Here is a 20,430-nt window from a genome sequence, read left to right on the forward strand (position 1 = left end):
ACTTATCTCTCCACCAGCGCCATTTTTGCGTTGAACCAGTTCATGAACAGCGACGTCAGAAGACTGGTCGTGAGATAGACGACGAGCCAGATGGTCACGACTTCCACAGCCTGGCCGGTCTGGTTCAAGATCGTGCCGCCAACCGATACGAGATCGGGGAAGCCCACAGCCACGGCAAGCGAGGTGTTCTTCGTCAGGTTGAGATATTCACTGGTCAAAGGCGGAATGATGATGCGCATCGCCTGCGGCACCACCACCAGACGCGTTGTGGTATTGTGATGTAGCCCAAGCGCTTCGGCAGCCTCCGTCTGGCCTTTGGGAACGCCCTTGATGCCGGCGCGGATGACCTCGGCGATGAAAGCGGCCGTGTAAAGCGATAGCGCCAGATAAATGGCAACGAATTCCGGACGGATGATTGTGCCGCCGGTGAGGTTGAACTTGCCCTGCACCGGATAATCGAAGCTGAGCGGCCAGCCAAGAGCAGCAAAGACAAGCACGGGCAGACCGACGATCAGAGCAAGGGCGGTCCAGCCTGTGGGAAAGGGTTTGCCGGTGCGCATCTGGCGCTTTTTCGCCCAGATCCTAACACCGATCGCCAACACCAGAGCAAGCAGGAAAGCGGCCATCGCCAGCGTGGAACCATCACCCCAAATGGCCCGGGGAAAGACCAGTCCACGATTGTTGAGATAGATTGAAAGGGGCAGGTGCAGCGAATTTCTGGCCAGGGGCAGGGCGGCAAGAACCCCTTTGTAAAGGAAGAAAATCACCAGCAGAACGGGGATGTTGCGGAAGATTTCCACATAGACCGTCGCCAGCGTTGAAATCAGCCAGTTTTTCGACAGCCTCGCCAGACCGATGATAAAGCCGACAATGGTGGCGGTGGCGATCCCGAACACAGCGATCATAACCGTGTTCACCAGGCCGACCAGCAAGGCGCGGCCATAGGTGGAATCATTGGTATAATGAATCATGGTCTGGCTGATATCGAAGCCAGCGCGGCCTGCCAGAAAGCCAAATCCTGAAGCGATATTTGCTTTTTGCAGGTTGGCGATCGTGTTGTCGACGATGGACCATACGACAAAAACCAGCACCACAAAGGTGACGGCCTGCACGATAATGGCCCGGAACGTCGGATCGTTGATCAGTGAGCTTCGACCGTCTGATCGCGGCTGCCCATTGACGGCGTGATCTGTCATGCTTTGCCCTGTTCCCGAAGTCTTGGAGACTTTGCGTTTCTATTGTTTTTATTGGATATGTCTCAAGGCAATCACTGTCTTTGCGCGCAATCCCGAATACATGAAGCGATAACGGGACCCTGGATTGGCTTTCCCTCTCGGGGCTCGCGCCTCACTTCAGATGCGAGCCCCGCCAAGACAGTGCGAGGCGGAATGATCCGCCTCGTCCCCCAATTCTATCCGGCTTAGCGGATCGGCGGAGCGTATTGCAGACCGCCATTTTCCCAAAGGGCGTTGAGGCCACGCTTGATCTTCAGAGGCGAACCCTGGCCAATATTGCGCTCGAAGACTTCGCCGTAATTGCCAACCGTCTTGATGATATTATAGGCCCAGTCATTGTTCAGTCCGAGATCGGTACCGATCTTGGAATCCTTTTCGGTGCCAAGGAAGCGCTGAACATCCGGGTTTTTCGTTGTCGACTTGATCTCGTCGATATTCTTCGAGGTAATGCCGAATTCTTCGGCCTGAACCATGGCGTAACCAACCCAGGTCACGATGTCGAACCACTTGTCATCACCCTGGCGAACAGCCGGGCCAAGCGGCTCCTTGGAAATGATTTCCGGCAGAATGATGTGATCGTCGGGGTTGGACAGCGTCAGACGAACGGCATAGAGACCGGACTGGTCGGTGGTGTAAACATCGCAGCGGCCGGACTGATAGGCGGCATCGACTTCCTGCTGCTTTTCAAACACGACCGGATTGTACTTCAGACCGTGAGACTTGAAATAGTCGGCAAGGTTGAGCTCGGTCGTCGTACCCGACTGCACGCAGATGGCGGCGCCGGACAGTTCGAGTGCGGATTTCACGCCGAGGCTCTTCGGAACCATGAAGCCCTGGCCGTCATAATAGTTGACGTAACGGAAGTTCAGGCCGAGCGAGGTGTCGCGGCTGATCGTCCAGGTCGTGTTGCGAGCCAGAACATCGACCTGACCGGACTGGAGTGCGGTAAAGCGGTTCGATGCGCTGAGGGGGGTGTATTTCACCTTGTCCGGATTGCCGAAAATAGCCGCAGACACAGCGCGGCAGAAATCGATGTCAAATCCTTTAAAGTTGCCTTGCGCGTCGGGCTGCGCAAAACCGGCAAGTCCCGGATTGACGCCGCACTGGACAAAACCCTTTGCCTTCACATCGCTCAACGTATCCGCCGAGGCGGCAGAAGCGGCCATAGCCGATACGGCTGCACCCAGCGCAACTGCGAGAAGCGTCTTTTTCATGTTTCCCAACCTTTGTTATCCGTTTTTGAAATTCCCCGGCGACGACTTCGGTCCAAAGCCCCTCTCCACCGCCGATGCGTGTGTATGTTTCACACGCTTCTATCACATTCGTAAATGTGTTCCCGGTCAAGAGTTGATGAGTCGATTCTGCGAAGAAAAGTGGCAATTTGATATATTTGTCTATTTTTTAAACAAAACAACTTCGAAACATGCGGAATGTGCATAATAATTATGCAAAATGATCTCACGTTAAGGCCGCGTCAAGAGCTGGGTGGCAAGAGGCTTGACGTCTGCGCTCCGCTTCTTCAAACCAGTACAAAAAATCGTCAGTCATGGTGATGAGTTTTTTCTAGTCATGCGCGTGATGTAACGGCTTGATGCGACACTATAAGTTTGGTTGAAAACAAGAGGCGGCGGAACATTCATGTCAGAGGAAAAAACGTGGTTGCAGGAAGCCGGAGACAATACGCGGCTTTGTCATCTCGGGCACGATCCATCCGAATTTTATGGCTTCGTCAACCCACCAATCGTCAAGGCCTCGACGGTGCTGTTTCCTTCTGCGGAAGCCATGGCGGGCCGCAATCAGAAATATACATATGGCACGCGCGGCACGCCAACCACAGATGCGCTGGAAGCAGCAATCAACGCGTTGGAAGGCTCTGCCGGCACCATCATCCTGCCGTCTGGCCTTGCGGCGATCAGCGTGCCGTTTCTGGCCTATCTTGCCCCCGGCGACCATGCGTTGGTGGTTGATTCGGTCTATAGCCCGTGCCGGCATTTCTGCAACACGATGCTTAAGCGGCTCGGTGTTGAAACCGAATATTACGATCCTGAGATCGGCGCTGACATCGAAAAGCTGATGCGGCCAAACACAAGGCTCGTGCATCTCGAAGCGCCGGCCTCCAACACCATGGAAATGCAGGATGTCCGCGCTATCAGCGAGGTTGCGCACCGTCATGGCGCCGTCGTCACCATGGACAATACCTGGTCGACACCGCTTTATTTCCGTCCGCTCGATTTCGGCGTCGACGTTTCCATTCATGCAGCGACGAAATATCCGGCCGGGCATTCTGACATTCTGATGGGCACGGTCTCGGCCAATGCAGAACACTGGCCGCAATTGAAGGAAACCAACGGCACCATGGGGCTTTGTGGCTCGGCGGAGGATTCCTATCAGGTCTTGCGGGGCTTGCGCACCATGTCGGTCCGGCTTGCCCATCATGACAAGAGCGCCCGCGCTGTCGCGCAATGGTTGAGCGAGCACAAGGATGTCGCCCGTGTTCTGCATCCGGCGCTGCCATCCTTTCCTGGTCACGCCATCTGGAAGCGGGACTTCAAGGGCGCAAGCGGCGTCTTTTCCTTTGTTCTGCGTGAAAGCGACCCAACCCGCTTCAGCCAGCGCGCCAATACGTTCCTCAACGCGCTCAAGCTTTTCGGCCTTGGTTATTCCTGGGGCGGCTATGAATGTCTCGCCGTTCCGGTCAATCTCAGCGACCGCACCATCCGCAAGGCGCCGACGGATGGACCGCTCATCCGCCTGCAGATCGGGCTGGAAGATGTCAGCGACATCATTGCCGATCTTGAACGCGGCTTTGCTGCCATAAGATAATGCCACATAAAAAAAGCTCCGTGCGTTTCATTACTCGCACGGAGCGGAACCTGTTGTTCAGGCAGCTGTTCGGGGAAGATTGACAGGGGTTGCCATTTTGCGCTCGGCCCGTTCCTGTTGCGGCGAGCGATTGTAGAATTCCCGATAACATTTGGAAAAGTGGGAGGCAGAGACGAAGCCGCAGGCAACGGCAACTTCCACGACCGGCATGGTTGACTGAACCAGCAGGTGACGGGCCCGATCCAGCCGGATTTCCAGATAATAGCGGGCAGGGGAGCGGCCCATTTCCTGACGGAAGAGCCGTTCCACCTGACGACGGGAGAGGTCAACCTTTTCCGCAATTTCGATGAGCGACATCGGCTCGGCCAGACTGGCTTCCATCAGTTCGATGATTTGCAGCACCTTGTTGTTCTGCACGCCAAGACGGGCACGAAGTGGCAGGCGTTGTCGGTCGCTTGCGGCGCGCACCCTGTCTGTCAGGTGCTGTTCGCAGACTCGGTTGACGAGACTGTCGCCAAAATCCTGACCAATGAGATTGAGCATCATATCCAGAGAGGCAGTGCCGCCCGCACAGGTATAGAGATTGCCATCGACCTCATAAAGATCGGCATAGACTTCCGCCTCGGGGAAGGCTTCTGAAAAGCCGGGCAGATTTTCCCAGTGAATGGCGCAGCGCTTACCGTTCAACAACCCGGCCTGCGCCAGGATATGCGCGCCCGTACAGAGGCTGCCGATCGCCACACTGCGGTTATAGGCTTCCCTCAGCCACGCATTGACCGATTTATTGCTGTAATCCTCGACAAAGACGCCGGAACAGATGATGGCCATGTTCGGGCGGTTTTCGCCCGACAGAAACCGCCGCTCATCGGCAAGCGAGGAATCCACATCAATGGAGATGCCGGAAGAGGATGATACCTTACCGCCATCCAGCGACGCCAGGCGCCATTCGTAGGCGGAATAACCCAGCATACGATTGGCAATACGCAGCGTTTCGATTGCGCCGGCAAAGGGAAGAAGCGTAAAATTGGGAACCAGAAAAAAGACGATATTGCGTTTCCGCGTTGGCGCTTTGCTCATGTTGAACACCGTGCTGAGGTTATAAGCCAGAATTGACAAAATTTAAACCAGTCAATGGCTCAGAAGCGACAATAGCACGATTAAAAGCGACATGTACACTTTATAGTCACAAAAGACCAAAAGTTTTCAACGCCATCCCGCATGTTTTTTTCGGGGGATGCAAAAATTGAATGGGCAGATTATCCTACTGATATTCAATGAAGAATTGGATATCTGCCCAAAAATATTTCTGATTGCACTCAAAAGGTCACCCCCTGCCGAATTAAGGGGCAGAGTTGCGACGCTGCATGTCGCAGCCGGGCCAGCCTATATCTTTCCTCAGATCGAATGGCATTGCCTCGATCGACTTTTCATAACGTCTGCATGCCTGCCAGCGACTATAGCGTGTCACAAGCGGTTTCATCTGTGTCTCAATCCATATGCGCCATGATCTGGTCAGGCTTATGGCAAAAGGCAAAGCCGGGCTTTGCCGAGAGCGGCCAGGCCGGAAACTCAGGGTAAAAGACATTGCATTATCCTTTCTGTTTTGCGTCGAGACAGAGTGAAACAGCGGCATTCTCGATCATCCGCACGATATCGTCTTTCAGAGCATTCTATAAGTGAATGTATTTTACGTACTGCATCAGATGTTGTGATGCGTCGACTTGATAAGCCATCACAGGCGGCTGCTCATCGAAGACCGAAGGGCCAGCACATTGCACTGCCTTGATCAGAAGAATGCCAGCAGATTGACTTTCAGCAAAACGAAACGTTATGATGTTTCAATTCAAAATTATTGAAAGATAGTGGCATGACAGAATTCCGGTTTCAAAACCGCTTGCCGTTGCTGGACAATGAAGTACTGCGGACCTTTTTGGCCATTTCTCAAACCGGCAGTTTTACCCTTGCCGCCGAACAGGTTCTGCGCACACCCTCTGCGGTGTCCATGCAGATCAAGAAGCTGGAAGAGCAGCTCAGCGCCACCCTGTTTCAACGCGATGCCCGCTCCGTGTCCCTGACGCCGCATGGCGAATTGCTGCTGACCTATGCGAGGCGGATTTTGGAGTTGAACAACGAAGCCGTCTCCATGTTCGTCATGCCGGATATGAACGGGGTGGTGCGTCTTGGGGCGCCGGAGGATATCGGCGAACTGGTTCTGCCCCGGCTTTTGTCCCATATGGCCCAGACCTGGCCGCATCTTGTTGTGGAAGTGACGATCAACAGTTCCCGTGACCTGTTTCGTGCGGTCGAGGAGCGGCGCATCGATCTGTCTCTGGTCAATGTTATCGACGAAGCCTCCTTTCCCGGTGTGGAGACCGTCATGACGGAAAAGCTGGTCTGGGCGGGCAAGCGCAACGGGCAGGCGCATATGAAAACACCCTTGCCGGTTTCCGTATGGAATGAGGATTGCTGCTGGCGCAAACGCGCCTTTACGGCTCTGGAACAACAGCGCCGTGAATACCGGATCGCTTATTTCTGTGCGCATAATCTGGGCCAGCTTGCTGCCATTCGCGCCGATATTGCCATTGCGCCTCTGGCCCGCTTTCTCCTGCGCGATGATATGGTGGAACTGGGCGAGGCGGATGGCCTGCCGGATCTTGGCTGCTATCGGATCGGCCTCTCCATACGCGAAAGCGCCGGGGAACCGATCCGGGCGGTTGCTGATCATATCCGCGGTATTTTAGGCAGTCGTTGCTTTATCCCTGCCATAATCGCTGCTTAATTTTATTATTCAGAATGGTGAGCAAGAGGGTAGGTCGATGACATTGGTAGACAGTCCTCTGATTTCAGAGGCAAGCAAAGGCATTTTCGTCAGCCGCCGCTCACCTTTTATGGTCCTGCCGCAGGTGGTGCGCAATCCTTTGAACGCCCTGCCGGAACAGATTTACCGAAACGAACTGGTCTATGTGCCTTATCCCGGTCGACCCCGGCTGATGGTGATGAAGCCAGACCTCATTCATGACGCGCTGGTGAAAAACGCCAGCAAGCTGGACAAGGGGGAGGAGGCGCGCCGGGCGCTGGGGCCGGCTCTTGGAAGTGGCCTTCTGACCGCCGATGGTGCCCACTGGAAATGGCAGCGCCAGTCCGTCGCCGCCGGTTTTCAATGGGAAAAGCTCAACAGCTTTCTACCGGCCATGATCGACGCCGCCACAAGGCGCGCTGATGCCTGGCAGAGCGGTCGGGTGATCAATTCCGGGCAGGAAATGATGCGCACCACCTTCGATATCATTGTCGAGACGATGATGTCGGGCGGGGAGGCCATCGATGTTGCGAGAATAGAACAATCCATTACCGATTATCTTCGTCCGACAAGCTGGATCATGGCGCTGACCATGATCAGGGCGCCGCTATGGACGCCCTATCCCGGCAAGAGCAAGGGAGACGCAGCCGTCGCCTATCTGCGGCAGGAAATGGCGCGAATCATTCGCCAACGCCGGGAAAACAGCGTTGCGCGCCCTGATCTGATCTCTCTGCTGCTGGCCGCACAGGACCCTGAAACCGGCCGCAGCATGAATGATGAACAGGTGATCGACAATCTTCTGACCTTCATCACCGCAGGGCATGAAACCACGGCGCTCGGCCTTGCCTGGACGCTTGCGCTGCTTGCCCGCCATCCTGATTGTGAAGCCCGGGTGCTGAGCGAGATCGGCAGCATAGCGGGGTCCAGCCCCATTGCGCCGGAGCACATCGACAGACTGGTCTATACCCGTCAGGTCTTCAACGAGGCCATGCGGCTCTATCCTCCGGCTCCGATGATTGTCAGAAGCGTGATCGAGCCTTTCACCTTGGGCGAACACCGTCTGCCTGTCGGTCTGCTGCTTTTGTTTCCCATTCATGCGCTGCATCGTCACCGGCTTTTATGGGAAAGGCCGGACGATTTCGATCCGGATCGCTTTGCGCCCGAGGTGGCGCGTCAACGGCATCGCTTCGCCTTCATGCCCTTTGGCGCAGGACCGCGCATCTGCATCGGAAGCGCCTTTGCCACCATGGAAGCGGTGGCGATCCTGGCTGTGCTGTTGCGCCGTTTTCGCTTTTCCATGGTCAATGACCGTCCACCCGAACCGGTGATGCGGGTAACACTCCGGCCGAAAGAACCGCTGATGCTCAAGGTCGAAGCGCGATAGATCGTCCCGGATGCTCTCGGAAAACAGCCTGTTTCATTCCTGCCGATTTTTGCTGTATAGCCGGAGCCGGACTGAAACAGCGAGGGTGCGGATTTTGACATTGCCGGTGAATGCTTTGACGTATCGTGACGCCATGAGCCGGTATGCCGGACATGTGCAAATCATCACCGTGGCGGGTGAGGGCGCAAGACGCGGGGTGACGATCACCGCCGCCTGTTCGGTATCAGACCGTCCGCCCATGGTGCTGGCCTGCGTCAACAATGAAAACGTAAAGAATCAGCTGTTTTTTGCCTCGGAGAGCTTCTGCCTCAACACGCTTGCTGCCCGGCATGAAGACCTTGCCCGTGCTTTTGCCGGTTATGGCAGCCTGCCGGAAGAAGAGCGCTTTGCCCTTGCGCAATGGGAACGTCTGGTGACAGGCGCCCCCGTGCTTGCCGATGCGCTGGCCGCCTATGATTGCCGTATCGTGGATCGCAAGCAAACCGCGACCCACACCGTTTTGTTCGGCGAAGTGGTGGGGTTGAAATTCGGCGATCCATCCGCTTCCCTGCTCTATCTTGATCGTGGATTTCACAGCATCGGATAAGTCACATGGATCGTGATGCCATAGAGGACATGTTTCAGGCGCTCGGCACCATCAGTATTCGCCGCATGTTCGGTGGCAAGGGCATTTATCACGATGGCAACATCATCGCCATCGAGCTTGGTGGCGATATGCTGCTGAAGGCGGATGATGAGACGGCAGCGCTGTTTGCCGAAGCCGGAGCCCGGCAATGGACCTATCAGCGGCCGGACAGAGCGCCGGTCGCCATGCCCTATTGGAGCATCCCGGACAGCGCCTTTGACGATCCCGATGACATGGCGCTGTGGGTGCGGCGCGCCTGTGAGGCCGGTTTTCGCGCGGCAGGCAAGCCAAAGCAGAAAAAGCGTCGCTCACCCCAGAAACGGCAGAGCAGCCTTGACGACGGCTGAAAGTGGTTCAGGCAAGCTGTCGGATGCGAACCAGCCGAAATCGCTAAGTTTATCCGGTTCCATCAGTTTTGGGTCGCCGCAGATATCCTCGGACTTGTAGATCATCAGCAGCCAGTGCTGATTATTTTCCGGATGGATGCGTTCAAGAACCGTCAGGAATTGCATCTGGCCGATGATCAGGCCCGTTTCCTCTTGCGCCTCGCGTCGCGCGGCTGCTTCCGCCGGTTCCATCAGATCGATCTTGCCGCCAACAAAACTCCAATGATCGGCCTCAAGCGGTTTTACCCGCTTGTAAAGCAGTGTTTTGCCGCCTCTGTTGATGATCAGATTGACGCCAAGGCCGGGAAAATCAGTGCCGGGAAGCATATCGCGCTCACAATCTGGGTGCGGGGTTGGAAGCTGTCGATAAAGGCACATATCACAACTCACAACATTGAAAAGATGATTTGTTACGGCTGGTGACGGCCATGAAAACCTCACCAGAATTGAATTGACCACTTTGCTTGCATCATCGGTCTGCGTCGTGCAGTCTGCATCCGATTGAATCCCTTATGTTGCATGACCGCGCGGCACGCGGCCCTGCTCTGGTCAGGAGGCATTTTTGGCGCGTTCCTATTGCATATACGATGTTTTCACCGAAACCCCGCTGGCGGGAAACCCGCTTGCCGTCGTTTTTGATGCTGAAGGTCTGGATGATGCTGCCATGCAGGCGGTGGCCTGTGAATTCAATCTGTCGGAAACGATTTTCATATTGCCGGCTTTGCAGCCAGCTCATGCGGCCCGGGTGCGGATTTTCACCCCCGGACGTGAATTGCCTTTTGCTGGCCATCCCACTGTCGGGGCGGCAATTGCGCTGGCAGAGCGGGACCGGCAGGAGCAAAACCTGACGCAGGACATCGTCACCGTTCTTGAAGAAAAGATTGGCCCCGTGCGCTGTGCCGTCAGTCTGCGGCAAGGGCAGGCGAGTTTTGCCGAATTTGACCTGCCGAAAAATTCGCAGCCCATTCATCTGCCCATGGATCGCCAAGGCATTGCCGATGCGCTTGGCCTGAAACCAGCAGAACTCGGTTTTGAGAACCACCAACCGTCGCTGTGGAGCGCAGGTGTGCCGTTCATGCTACTGCCAGTCAATGATCTGTCCGTTGCCGAAAAAATCGAATTCGATCCGCAATTGTGGGAGAGGGTGGCGCCTTATGCCGATGGGGCGATGACCTCGGCCTATGTCTATTGCCGTGGTGGCGTGCATCACAAGGCTGATTTTCACGCCCGCATGTTCTCGCCCGACATGGGCATTGCCGAAGACCCGGCAACAGGCTCTGCCGTGGCCGCACTCTCGGGCGCGATCCAGCATTTTGATGCCCTGCCGGATGGACATCATCCCATATTGGTAGAGCAGGGCGTGGAAATGGGCAGACCGTCCTTTATCCATCTCCACATCGATACCAAGGATGCCGCAATCTTTCGCGCCCGGATCGGCGGCTGCGCCATACGGATTGCGACAGGAATTCTTGAGTGTTAATTCCTGATAGATTTCATGGATTTGTCATTTTTTTGAAATGACGCCGTGTTTTTTCAGGGTGAGGTTATAGACAAGCAGGGGCAAGCCCTTTATATGCCCTCTCACGCCAGCAACGAAACACAACGAAGCGCGGCGGACGGGTGATTAGCTCAGTTGGTAGAGCAGCTGACTCTTAATCAGCGGGTCGTAGGTTCGAGCCCTACATCACCCACCAAATATCAATGGCTTAGACTGAATTTATAACTTTTATGCATCTGTTTATGACTTGATGCTTGTAGGTGACTTTGTGAGCGATGATGCGCTCTTCATCTACTATAAGACGCAACGACCTGCCACGGTTGCGCAGATGCTCACCTCGGGATAATTCTCTCCAGATTAAACGTGTTACCGCGACCTTTGTGCGCCATATTTGGCGCACAGCGCTGTAATGAGAACGCGCTACAGGGATTGTATGGATGCGAGTTTGTCAGCTTGCTCGTTGCCTGCGTTCCCACAGTGACCCTTGCACCACATGATGGTTGTAAAGGTAAGCTTGGGGAGGGACTGGTCGATAGACCGCCAAAGTTCCCGGTCTGGAATTGATCGCTTTCGCTCGTGTGGATTTGCCGTCACCCGCTTCCATCCATTGGTACGCCAGATTTTCAGGAGCCTGTTGCAGCCGTCAACGACATAGTGGGAATCGCACCAGACGACGACTTGTTCACCAGGTGCTGAACTGACAATCCATTCAAGTGCCTGAAAAAGAGCCAGGACTTCCATCTGCCCATTGCTCTGGGCATCAACACGCCCAGAGTTTGATGTGACCTCAATTCCATTGCGATAAACGACAAATGCCCAGCCACCGGTTTTGGTATCGGGCGAAAAGGAACCGTCAACATATATCTGGAGATTATCATTCAATCGCACATTCTCCAGTTTGTTATGACTTTTAGTTCCATAATCTATCTTATGCAAACAACGTGCAATCACAAGCGTGACGCTGAATGGTCATGCCATCCGCTCACCGTCATCGGTCAGCACCTGCTCGCCATCCTCCTTGAAAAACGCCCCATTGCGGAATGGCGGCAGGATGTCCAGCACGATTTCGGATGGACGGCAAAGCCGTGTGCCAAGCGGCGTGATAACAAAGGGCCTGTTGATCAGGATTGGATGTTGAAGCATGGCGTCAATGATCTCGTCATCTGTCAGGGCCGGATTATCGAGACCAAGAGCATCATAAGGCGTTCCCTTGTGCCGCAAGGCTTGGCGTGGCATCAGACCGGCTTCGGCAATCATGGCAATCAGCCTGTCTTTTGACGGCGGATTTTTCAGGTACTCGATCACGTCCGGCTCGATCCCCGCATGGCGGATCAGCGCCAGAGTGTTGCGTGACGTGCCGCAATCGGGATTGTGAAATATGGTCGCCATCATGCTGTTTTCCCTGTTTGTGCGTCACCACGTCGTGTCATGACAGATCGGTTATTTCCATCAGCATCCGTTGGGCAATATGTTTTTCCGAAGGATACCCGAAGGCATTGTTGATATAGGTCACGCCATGCTTCACCACCCGCCGGTTCAGATGGCTGTGCCCATAAATATGCAGGCTTGAGCCGAGCGAACGGATATGGGCCTCCAGCCGTTGCGATCCGAAGACGGGAAACAGAAACTTATATTTTTCCGGCAATCTCTCCGGCATAAGATCGATGCGCGGCAGAAAATGGGAAAAGCTCAGGACTGAGCTGACACCAGTCAGATCGGGTTGATGGTTGAAACTGTCCAGATGGGCGCTGACTTCGGCATCACTCAACCCTTGCCAGTCGCAGCGGCGATAATCCATCCAGATCTGCAAAAGCGTCGCATTGGGTTCACCGAAGGAATAGTCATACCAGCCAAACAGAGGGACGATCAGTCTGCGCCCTGCCCGATATGGCGACATGGATACGCCCAGACCCTTGCAGATCGCCAGCACCGTCTCCAGTTGCTCAAAAGAAGAACTCTCTTCAGCCAAAGATGAGCCGGAACGGCTTCTTCGACCGCCATGACGGCACCAGAGATCATGATTGCCCGGCACGAACAGAACCTTGGCAAAACGCTCGCTCATCATCGTCATGAACCGGCTGAACAGATCGAGAGAGTTTGCCACATCGCCTGCGACGATCAGCACATCATCCTTGAAATCCTGCCGTGAGACATCCTCGAACCATGCAAGGTTTTCCTGGTAATCAACATGAAAGTCAGAACCGGCAAATATTCTCATTCAGAAATAAAACCTTTATGCATATCATGATGATGGCACCGTATCAGGTGAGATACGGTGCCATATCGAAAATCATTATAGAGCAGTTCCAGGAAAAGTGTGAAACGGTTTTCCGTCCGGAAATGCGGAAAAACAAAGAGTTAGAGCATTTCACTGTTTCAGTGAAACGGTGAAATGCTCTAGCATATTTCAGCGTCAGCGGGTGCTTTCAAGCCATCATATATAATCCGGCTTCTGATCCAGGCTGAGACCGNGAGCATTTCACTGTTTCAGTGAAACGGTGAAATGCTCTAGCATATTTCAGCGTCAGCGGGTGCTTTCAAGCCATCATATATAATCCGGCTTCTGATCCAGGCTGAGACCGGGAAAGACAGTTCCGGTCAGTGCGCTATTTGACAGGCCAAACTGCTTGGCCAGAAAGGCCGCGGCAACGGCGCGCACATCACCTGTCGGATTGAGGTCGCGGCCATCCAGCAAATCGGCGTCCTGAATGCCCGGCCATTTGCCATAGACCCGGCCTCCCCGCACCGCTCCGCCCGCCAGAATGCAACAGCCGCCTGTGCCATGATCCGTGCCAGCATTGGCGTTCTGGTGCACGGTGCGGCCAAATTCGGTGATGGCGACCACCACCGTCTTGTTCCAGGCATCAGCGCCCAGCCCCGATTTCAGGGTCAGGATCGCATCATTAAGATTGCTGATCGCATGAGCAAAGTTTTCCTTCTGCTGCACATGCGTATCCCAGCCGGTGATGGAAAAACTGGCGATGCGATAGCGCTCCTTCAGCAGCGAGGCGGCCATGTTCGCCATATCCTTCACTCCATCGCCACGCTTCTGGCTTTGGTAGAGCAGATCGGTATAGGCATTGATGCCGACGGCCTGTTTCAGCATGGCAGAAAATTGCGGATCACCCTGATAAAGCCGGATCAGAAACTGCATTTCATCGCCGCCCATGCCGATACTGGAGCGCGGAGACCAGACATCGGAAGGATTTGGACCGGAGAGAATGATTTCGCGCGCGCTGCTGACATCGATGGCATGAACAGGTCGATTGGTCAGCGACAGGGTGCGGTTGAGCCAGCCGCTTTCCTTCGATTGCAGCCCCATACCGCCCGCCTCCAGAATATCCTGACCATCGAAATGGCTGCGGATATTGCGATAAGGCGTGGAGACGGCATGGACGAAGGCAAGCTCTCCCGCTTTCCACAGCGGCATGAGTGGGGCTGCTTGCGGGTTCAGACCGAACCGGCCATCGAGATCGGCCAGTCCCTGATCGGGTGTCAGCGCCAGATCGGGCCGGGCCAGCTTGAACGCCGGATCGGTATAGGGCTGAACCAGATCGAGCCCATCCATCGCACCGCGCAGGATGATGGCGACGAAACGATTGTCGCCCGGCATTTCGGCAAAGGCGAGCGGGGTAAACAGCGGCGAGGCGGCGGCACAGCAGGCCGAGGCCAGAAAACCGCGCCGGGAGAGCGGGATCGGCATGTCATTCATGGCTTATCTCCTCTTACCGTCTGTTGAATTCCGGCGACACCAGCGTCATCACCAGCCCGGCCTGTCTGCTGGGCGCCTGACGGGCTACCTGTATGGTGTCGTCGCGGGCATAATCGGCCAGCGCCACCTCCACAAAATTGCGGGGATCGGTGGTGTTGGGCATCTGGTTTGCCAGTTGCCGCGCCCATTGAATGCGCTGGGTCAACTGACTGGCGCTGAACCAATGGGCGGAATTGTCCTTGAAGCCCGCCGCATCGCTTGGCCGCCAGACAGGCTCACCAAGCGAGGCGATGACATTGGCTGCTTGACGCGCCAGAGGCGGGCGCTTGTGCGGCGCAGGCTTTGGCGGCAGCATTGTCGCCATCATTGCCGGTGCTGCGGCAGCGCCCTGCCCCATGGCTTTGTTATTCATTTCCTGTGCCATCATCTGGCCGGTGGCCATCGTGGCTTTGGCAGATGTGGCTGCAGCAAGATCCTCATCAGCGGACGGCATGACGATCGGGCCAAAATCCTTGCCATCCTCACCCAGGATCTGATCCTTGCTCAGGCCGGAAGCACGTAAGGACGAGACCACGTAATCGAAGGGCATCTTGAATTTCTGGCCCGGTTGCTCCCAGGCATCCGGACTGTCCAGCATGGCGCGATAAACGGCGGTTAATTCGCCGTCGGACGCCTTCCAGGCCGCAACCATGCTGTCGATGACCGGCTTGTTCGGCGCCTCATCGATGAAATGCATGTAGAGCTGGGTACTGATATGCGTCATGGTGCGCGGATCGCGCGCCAGCATATCCAGCACGTCACTGGCATTTTTCAACGGCTCGGGATCACGGGTATAGCTGTGGCCCAAAACGGTGAAGAAGCCGGGTTCGGCCTTGTTGCGATCATAGCCTGCGGCCACAGCCATCCGGTCATAGACCAGTCCGGTCAAGAGCAGCGAAAGCTGGTGTACATCCTTTTGGCTGTAGCCTGTATTGACACCCAGCGTGTGCAGCTCCATCACCTCGCGGCCAAAATTTTCGTTGACGCCGCCATCCTTGCGCTTCAGCCCGGCCTTGGAATTCGGCCCCATGGACTGGCTTTGATCGAGAAAGATCAACATGGCCGGATGAAAGGACGCCTGTTTCAGCAGCGTGGCGAAATCGCCGGAGAGATGCGGACGAATGGCTTCGGCCTCATAGAGCGGCACCAGCAGTTTCATATCCGTGGATTTATCGGCGCTGACGGTGAAATGATTGACCCAGAAATGCGCCAGACGCTCATGAAAACCATAAGGTGAAACGGCAGCCTGGGTGATGCGCGCCGAAACATCGGCCGTAAAGCGATTATAGAGATCGCGGTTCAGAACCTTGTCGCGCTGTCCGATCGGCTCGCCGCTTTTGGCTTGCTCGGAAAGGATTTTGCGGATGTCGTAATAATCGGAAATCCTTTGCCGCCTAATTTCTATACCTTCAAGCGGAAAAAGCAGGTCATGCAATTGCGCATCCTGCAATTGCTGCAACAGCGCATCGGCATCTTTCGGCGGTGTTTCGCCCTGGCTGAGACCGAAACCAAAGCGTATCGCCGCCATGGTGGCACGGGACAGTGTCATGCATCCTCCCATCCGGTTGGAACACAATCAGAATAAGACCCCTGCCCTGGCAGGAATCCTGACGATTTTGAGATAAATTATGCTCAAGCAAAAATAGTGATGCTGTGTTTTGCGCATTTCCGAACGGAAAAGCGCAAAACACTTTTCTCCTGGAAATGCTCTCAGCAACGAGCATCAGTGATCATGTATCATGACTTTACAGGATAAGGATTTATCCTTGCCATTACGGTAAAAGCGTGGCGCGAAATCTTAAGCTTTGGTAATTTTTGCGCCCAGAGAGCCGAATAGAAATGGCTCGAAGCCCCAATATTGACGCGCTGCCAAAAGCAGTGAAATCACCCCGAAGACGATCAGCAGGCAGGCTGAGCCACGCTGAATCCAGCTGGTAAAGCGATCCGGCAGACGTTGATGCAGCCAGCTGACCATGCCGCACAGCAGAAACCACCAGAGCAGCGAGCCGCAAAACACGCCAGCCACCAGAAAGAGTGGCTCATAGCCATCGGCATCGGCCAGACCGGCTGCAGCAAAAATGGCGGCAAACCCAAACAGTGTCGCCGGATTGGTGATGGTGAGCGCGAAAGTGGATGCGGTAAGACGCGCCAGATGCGCCGCCTCGATCTTGGCTTCGCGCACCACACGGCGGGGCCTGAGTGTGTGCAGGCCAATCAACAGGATCAACGTCCCGCCGACCAGCTTCAGTTCCAGCGAGATGGCCGACAGCGTATTTTCAAGCGCGGCAAAACCTGCTGCTGCGGCAATGGCAAAGACCATGTCGCCAATTGCTGCGCCAATGCCTGCCGCCACGCCATGCCAGAAGCCATGCTCAACCGTGCGGTTGATACAGAGCGTGCCAATCGGGCCAACCGGCGCTGCTACGGCAAAGCCCAGCAGAACACCTTTCAGCAGCATTATCAAAAGCATTCCGGTCTCCGTCACGCGGACAGCCTTCGCCTGACGGGAAAGCATGGGGGCCGAAGCCTTGGGACCGCCCGGTCAAAGGGCGCAGGCTTCAGAGTGGAAGCGTTTTGGGATAAAAACGGCTTGATGACAAGCCTTGGACCCAATTTACATCCTGACGCGCTCAGACCTTTTCCAGTTTTGCATGGGGTTCTTGCGGCAGCACCACCTGGATGGCATCGCCTGATCGGACAGGACCACCCGTGTGCACGACGGCCATAACGCCGGCCTTGCGGATCAGCTCGCCATTTGCATCCCGATCGAGAACCGCTTCCGTCAGCCCCGGCTGAAAATCATGCAATTGCCGGCAGGGATTGCGCAAACCAGTGAGTTCCACCTGCGCGGCCTCTCCAATCTGCAGAATCGTGCCGCGCGGCAGGCTTAACAGATCAAGGTGGCGGGTGGCGATGTTTTCACCAATATCACCGGGGGCGACGGTGAAGCCCTTTTCAGAAAGTTCATCGAAGAGTTCGGCCTGCACCAGATGCACCTGGCGCAGATTGGGCTGGGTCGGATCGACCGCCACGCGCGAGCGATGTTTGACCGTCACGCCAAGATGGGCATCGCCCGCAACACCCTGCCCTTCGATCAGCGTGATCTCCTCAAGCACGGCTTTGCTGAACCCATGCACCGGGCTGGCGCTGACACTCATCACCACACCACCCTTTTTAGCCTCACTCATGCCTTGTTTCCTCGTTCCCGCCGCAATTTCTCCCACCAGTCAAGCCGCTTGCGAATGTCCCGCTCAAAGCCGCGTTCCGGAGGATCGTAAAAGATCTGACGCCCGATCTTTTCCGGGAAATAATCCTGACCGGAAAAGGCGTCCGGCTCGTCATGGTCATAACGATAGCCATCACCATAGCCTTCGCCCTTCATCAGCTTGGTCGGCGCATTGAGAATATGTTTCGGCGGCGCCAGCGAACCATGCTCCTTCGCCACCCGCATCGCCGCTTTGAAGGCGGTGTAGACGGCATTGGATTTCGGCGCAGTGGCAAGATAGACGCAGGCCTCGGCCAGTGCCAGTTCGCCCTCCGGGGAGCCGAGATAATCATAGGCATCCTTGGCGGCATTGCAGATGACCAGCGCCTGCGGATCGGCAAGGCCGATATCCTCCACCGCCATGCGCACCAGCCGCCGCCCGATATAAAGCGGGTCTTCGCCGGCATCGAACATGCGGGCGAGATAGTAAAGGGCGGCATTGGGATCGGAGCCGCGCACCGACTTATGCAGCGCCGAAATCAGATTGTAATGGCCGTCCTGGCTCTTGTCATAGATCGGCGCACGGCGTTGAACGATGCGGATCAGCCCGTCCTTATCGAACACCTCATCCTTGCGCGCGGCCCTCCAGACCTCTTCGGCCAAGGTCAAAATCGCCCTTCCATCGCCATCGGCCATGCCGAGGAGGCTTAAGCGGGCCTCATCATTCAACGGCAGTGTTCGCCCTTCCATCGCTTCTGCCCGTTCCAGCAGGGTTTCGAGGCTTGCCTCATCATGCGAACGGAAGGTCAGAACGCGCGCACGCGACAAAAGTGCAGCATTGAGTTCGAAGGACGGGTTTTCCGTGGTCGCCCCAACGAGAATGACGGTGCCGTCTTCCATCACCGGCAGAAAACTGTCCTGCTGGGCGCGGTTGAAGCGATGGATCTCATCGACGAAAAGCAGGGTCTGACGACCGGACATGCGCCGTGCGCGGGCGCTTTCAAAGACCTTCTTCAGATCGGCAACACCGGAGAAAATCGCTGAAATCTGCTCGAAGGCCAGTCCCGATTCGCCGGAAAGAAGCCGGGCGACCGTGGTTTTTCCGGTGCCGGGCGGCCCCCAGAAGATCATCGAACCGAGCGAGCCGGAGGCGATCATCCGGGTCAAGGCCCCGTCCGGCCCGGTCAAATGCTCCTGCCCCGTCACCTCTGCCAGCGTTTTCGGCCGCAACCTGTCGGCCAAAGGCCGTTTTTCGGCCATGCTGTCATCCAGTTTCGGGGCAAAGAGATCATTCATCGGAAAATCTGTCGTATTTTCTGGCCATCACGGTCGATTTCAACCCGCCAGAAATTGGGGTTGGCACGCGCCAGTCTTACCATGTCCTCGCTGGAGCGCACAGCATTTCCGTTGATCGAGAGAAGAATGTCCTTCGGCTGGAAACCGAGCTGATCGGAGATCGAGCCGTCTTTCACTCTGGTCACGACAACGCCAGTGCTGTCAGTCGGCATCTGCAGTTCATAGGCAAGCCGGGGCGAGAGATTGCCAACCGTCAGCCCGTCGAAGGGGTTGTTGCCGGCAAGCGTCTTTTCATCGCGCGGGATGGTTTCCGGCGGGCCCTCCAGCCGCAGACTGACCTGCTTTTCCTGACCGTTATCGATTACTGTCAGGGTCACGGTCTTGCCAAGCCCCGCCGTGGTCAGGCGATAATTCAGCGCATCTGGATGTTCTACGGTCATGCCATCGACGGCAGTGATCACCTCGCCCGCCTTGAGACCTGCTCTGGCTGCCGGAGAATCCTTGTCGGTTTTCACGACAAGTGCGCCCAGAACCCGCTTCAGGCCCAGCGCATTGGCCACATCCGAGGTGACGGGTTCGAAGCTTGCGCCGAGATAAGGCCGCTCGAAGCTTTTATCGCCATGTTCGGCAGCCGCCAGAAACACCTTGACCAGATTGGAGGGAATGGCAAAGCCGATGCCGTTCGAGCCGCCTCCCTTGGAGTAGATCATCGTGTTGATGCCGATCAGCTCACCCTTGGTGTTCATCAACGCGCCGCCGGAATTGCCGGGATTGATTGCCGCATCGGTCTGAATGAAAAAGCTGACATCGCCATCCTTCACCTGATTGCGGGCGAGACCGGAGACGATGCCGCTCGTCACCGTCTGGCCAACGCCGAAGGGGTTGCCGATGGCCAGCACCACATCGCCCACCTCTGCCTTGTCGGAATCGGCAATCGGCATGGTCTGGAAATTGTCGTCCTTCGACTGGATTTTCAACACGGCCAGATCAAGACGCGGATCTTTCAGCAGCACCTTGACCGGATATTCACGCCCGTCGGACAGCGCCACCTTGATGTCGTCAGCCCCCTCGATCACATGGTTGTTGGTAACGATGGTGCCGTTTGCCTCGACCATCACGCCGGAACCAAGCGAGGTTTCCTTTTCAGTGCGGGTTGGAAAATGCTGCCCGAAAAACTGCTCGAAGAATGGGTCGCCGCCGAAGGGATCGACACGCTGGTGAATGATGCGCTCGGCATAGACATTGACCACGGCATTATGGGTGCGCTTGACCAGGGGGGCGAAGGAAAGCTGCATCTCCTCCCGGCTTTGCGGCACGGTTCTCATGTCCTCGGCAAGTGCCGGAACGGCGCTCAAACACAAAAGGCCGATCACGGCGACACGAAGGGTTTTCAGGCCATGCATGGAAGGGTCCTCATCATGATAGTCAGC

Annotated in this window: 19 protein-coding genes and 1 tRNA gene; 7 read left to right on the forward strand and 13 right to left on the reverse strand. The window is 56.0% G+C overall.

The features are described 5' to 3' along the window. Window positions 1-2: 2 nt before the first annotated feature. Entirely contained in the window at window positions 3-1,196 is a 1,194-nt protein-coding gene (locus NAC44_RS11750; RefSeq protein WP_250940958.1) for an amino acid ABC transporter permease, read from the reverse strand. A 224-nt stretch (window positions 1,197-1,420) separates the two neighbouring features. Further along, entirely contained in the window at window positions 1,421-2,449 is a 1,029-nt protein-coding gene (locus NAC44_RS11755) for an amino acid ABC transporter substrate-binding protein (RefSeq protein WP_250940959.1), read from the reverse strand. A 424-nt stretch (window positions 2,450-2,873) separates the two neighbouring features. Between NAC44_RS11755 and NAC44_RS11760 the strand changes: the two genes are divergently transcribed. Next, on the forward strand, window positions 2,874-4,058 hold the full coding sequence (locus NAC44_RS11760; RefSeq protein WP_250940961.1) for a cystathionine beta-lyase: 1,185 nt from the start codon (window positions 2,874-2,876) through the stop codon (window positions 4,056-4,058). Between the two features lie 57 nt (window positions 4,059-4,115). Here NAC44_RS11760 and NAC44_RS11765 read toward each other — a convergent pair whose 3' ends face one another. Beyond that, window positions 4,116-5,135, reverse strand: coding sequence for a GlxA family transcriptional regulator (locus NAC44_RS11765; protein WP_250940963.1), 1,020 nt, complete (start codon window positions 5,133-5,135; stop codon window positions 4,116-4,118). 790 nt (window positions 5,136-5,925) lie between these two features. Here NAC44_RS11765 and NAC44_RS11770 point away from each other — a divergent pair. The 4 genes from NAC44_RS11770 to NAC44_RS11785 all read left to right on the forward strand — a co-directional run bounded on the left by NAC44_RS11770 (window position 5,926) and on the right by NAC44_RS11785 (window position 9,211). Further along, window positions 5,926-6,837: a LysR family transcriptional regulator gene (locus NAC44_RS11770; protein ID WP_250940965.1), complete on the forward strand. Its 912-nt coding sequence runs from the start codon at window positions 5,926-5,928 to the stop codon at window positions 6,835-6,837. 37 nt (window positions 6,838-6,874) lie between these two features. Further along, entirely contained in the window at window positions 6,875-8,239 is a 1,365-nt protein-coding gene (locus tag NAC44_RS11775) for a cytochrome P450 (protein WP_250940967.1), read from the forward strand. A 106-nt stretch (window positions 8,240-8,345) separates the two neighbouring features. Further along, window positions 8,346-8,825 carry a flavin reductase family protein gene (locus tag NAC44_RS11780; RefSeq protein WP_250940969.1) on the forward strand — a complete coding sequence of 160 codons (480 nt, stop codon included), beginning with the start codon at window positions 8,346-8,348 and terminating at the stop codon, window positions 8,823-8,825. 5 nt (window positions 8,826-8,830) lie between these two features. Next, window positions 8,831-9,211: a TfoX/Sxy family protein gene (locus NAC44_RS11785; protein WP_250940971.1), complete on the forward strand. Its 381-nt coding sequence runs from the start codon at window positions 8,831-8,833 to the stop codon at window positions 9,209-9,211. On the opposite strand, the gene NAC44_RS11790 is transcribed toward NAC44_RS11785, so the two are convergent. Beyond that, window positions 9,173-9,577, reverse strand: a complete 405-nt coding sequence (locus NAC44_RS11790) for an NUDIX domain-containing protein (protein ID WP_250940973.1) — start codon at window positions 9,575-9,577, stop codon at window positions 9,173-9,175. The genes NAC44_RS11785 and NAC44_RS11790 overlap by 39 nt on opposite strands. A gap of 235 nt (window positions 9,578-9,812) precedes the next feature. Here NAC44_RS11790 and NAC44_RS11795 point away from each other — a divergent pair, with 235 nt between their 5' ends. Continuing rightward, window positions 9,813-10,730: a PhzF family phenazine biosynthesis protein gene (locus NAC44_RS11795; RefSeq protein WP_250940974.1), complete on the forward strand. Its 918-nt coding sequence runs from the start codon at window positions 9,813-9,815 to the stop codon at window positions 10,728-10,730. A gap of 138 nt (window positions 10,731-10,868) precedes the next feature. Further along, window positions 10,869-10,944, forward strand: a tRNA-Lys gene (locus NAC44_RS11800). Between the two features lie 224 nt (window positions 10,945-11,168). Here NAC44_RS11800 and NAC44_RS11805 read toward each other — a convergent pair. The 9 genes from NAC44_RS11805 to NAC44_RS11845 form a co-directional block, all read right to left on the reverse strand. Further along, the gene (locus NAC44_RS11805; RefSeq protein WP_250940975.1) at window positions 11,169-11,630 is read right to left on the reverse strand and encodes a ribonuclease H family protein; all 462 of its coding nucleotides are present in this window, start codon (window positions 11,628-11,630) and stop codon (window positions 11,169-11,171) included. An 87-nt stretch (window positions 11,631-11,717) separates the two neighbouring features. Continuing rightward, window positions 11,718-12,140 (reverse strand): arsenate reductase (glutaredoxin), encoded by a 423-nt coding sequence (gene arsC / locus NAC44_RS11810; protein ID WP_250940976.1) that lies wholly within the window; start codon window positions 12,138-12,140, stop codon window positions 11,718-11,720. A 34-nt stretch (window positions 12,141-12,174) separates the two neighbouring features. After that, window positions 12,175-12,966, reverse strand: coding sequence for a metallophosphoesterase (locus tag NAC44_RS11815; RefSeq protein WP_250940977.1), 792 nt, complete (start codon window positions 12,964-12,966; stop codon window positions 12,175-12,177). Between the two features lie 327 nt (window positions 12,967-13,293). Next, window positions 13,294-14,460 (reverse strand): DUF1501 domain-containing protein, encoded by a 1,167-nt coding sequence (locus NAC44_RS11820; RefSeq protein WP_250940978.1) that lies wholly within the window; start codon window positions 14,458-14,460, stop codon window positions 13,294-13,296. A gap of 13 nt (window positions 14,461-14,473) precedes the next feature. Continuing rightward, window positions 14,474-16,048 carry a DUF1800 domain-containing protein gene (locus NAC44_RS11825; protein ID WP_250940979.1) on the reverse strand — a complete coding sequence of 525 codons (1,575 nt, stop codon included), beginning with the start codon at window positions 16,046-16,048 and terminating at the stop codon, window positions 14,474-14,476. A 249-nt stretch (window positions 16,049-16,297) separates the two neighbouring features. After that, a complete protein-coding gene (locus NAC44_RS11830; protein ID WP_250940980.1) occupies window positions 16,298-16,969 on the reverse strand; it encodes a LysE family translocator in 672 nt (223 codons plus the stop codon). Between the two features lie 160 nt (window positions 16,970-17,129). Then, on the reverse strand, window positions 17,130-17,687 hold the full coding sequence (locus NAC44_RS11835; protein WP_250940982.1) for an MOSC domain-containing protein: 558 nt from the start codon (window positions 17,685-17,687) through the stop codon (window positions 17,130-17,132). Then, entirely contained in the window at window positions 17,684-19,000 is a 1,317-nt protein-coding gene (locus NAC44_RS11840) for a replication-associated recombination protein A (protein WP_250940984.1), read from the reverse strand. The genes NAC44_RS11835 and NAC44_RS11840 overlap by 4 nt, the downstream gene beginning before the upstream one ends. Further along, the gene (locus NAC44_RS11845) at window positions 18,997-20,403 is read right to left on the reverse strand and encodes a DegQ family serine endoprotease (protein ID WP_250940986.1); all 1,407 of its coding nucleotides are present in this window, start codon (window positions 20,401-20,403) and stop codon (window positions 18,997-18,999) included. The genes NAC44_RS11840 and NAC44_RS11845 overlap by 4 nt, the downstream gene beginning before the upstream one ends. Window positions 20,404-20,430: the final 27 nt, after the last annotated feature.

It is taken from the genome of Allorhizobium sonneratiae (assembly GCF_023700755.1).
GTDB lineage: Bacteria > Pseudomonadota > Alphaproteobacteria > Rhizobiales > Rhizobiaceae > Allorhizobium > Allorhizobium sonneratiae.

Coding starts and splice junctions, on each gene's coding strand:
- NAC44_RS11835 (WP_250940982.1), bottom strand. CDS start 17,687: ATGAGTGAGGCTAAAAAGGGTGGTGTGGTGATGAGTGTCAGCGCCAGC.
- NAC44_RS11755 (WP_250940959.1), bottom strand. CDS start 2,449: ATGAAAAAGACGCTTCTCGCAGTTGCGCTGGGTGCAGCCGTATCGGCT.
- NAC44_RS11825 (WP_250940979.1), bottom strand. CDS start 16,048: ATGACACTGTCCCGTGCCACCATGGCGGCGATACGCTTTGGTTTCGGT.
- NAC44_RS11750 (WP_250940958.1), bottom strand. CDS start 1,196: ATGACAGATCACGCCGTCAATGGGCAGCCGCGATCAGACGGTCGAAGC.
- NAC44_RS11830 (WP_250940980.1), bottom strand. CDS start 16,969: ATGCTTTTGATAATGCTGCTGAAAGGTGTTCTGCTGGGCTTTGCCGTA.
- NAC44_RS11790 (WP_250940973.1), bottom strand. CDS start 9,577: ATGCTTCCCGGCACTGATTTTCCCGGCCTTGGCGTCAATCTGATCATC.
- NAC44_RS11770 (WP_250940965.1), top strand. CDS start 5,926: ATGACAGAATTCCGGTTTCAAAACCGCTTGCCGTTGCTGGACAATGAA.
- NAC44_RS11845 (WP_250940986.1), bottom strand. CDS start 20,403: ATGCATGGCCTGAAAACCCTTCGTGTCGCCGTGATCGGCCTTTTGTGT.
- NAC44_RS11765 (WP_250940963.1), bottom strand. CDS start 5,135: ATGAGCAAAGCGCCAACGCGGAAACGCAATATCGTCTTTTTTCTGGTT.
- arsC (WP_250940976.1), bottom strand. CDS start 12,140: ATGATGGCGACCATATTTCACAATCCCGATTGCGGCACGTCACGCAAC.
- NAC44_RS11760 (WP_250940961.1), top strand. CDS start 2,874: ATGTCAGAGGAAAAAACGTGGTTGCAGGAAGCCGGAGACAATACGCGG.
- NAC44_RS11820 (WP_250940978.1), bottom strand. CDS start 14,460: ATGAATGACATGCCGATCCCGCTCTCCCGGCGCGGTTTTCTGGCCTCG.
- NAC44_RS11815 (WP_250940977.1), bottom strand. CDS start 12,966: ATGAGAATATTTGCCGGTTCTGACTTTCATGTTGATTACCAGGAAAAC.
- NAC44_RS11785 (WP_250940971.1), top strand. CDS start 8,831: ATGGATCGTGATGCCATAGAGGACATGTTTCAGGCGCTCGGCACCATC.
- NAC44_RS11775 (WP_250940967.1), top strand. CDS start 6,875: ATGACATTGGTAGACAGTCCTCTGATTTCAGAGGCAAGCAAAGGCATT.
- NAC44_RS11840 (WP_250940984.1), bottom strand. CDS start 19,000: ATGAATGATCTCTTTGCCCCGAAACTGGATGACAGCATGGCCGAAAAA.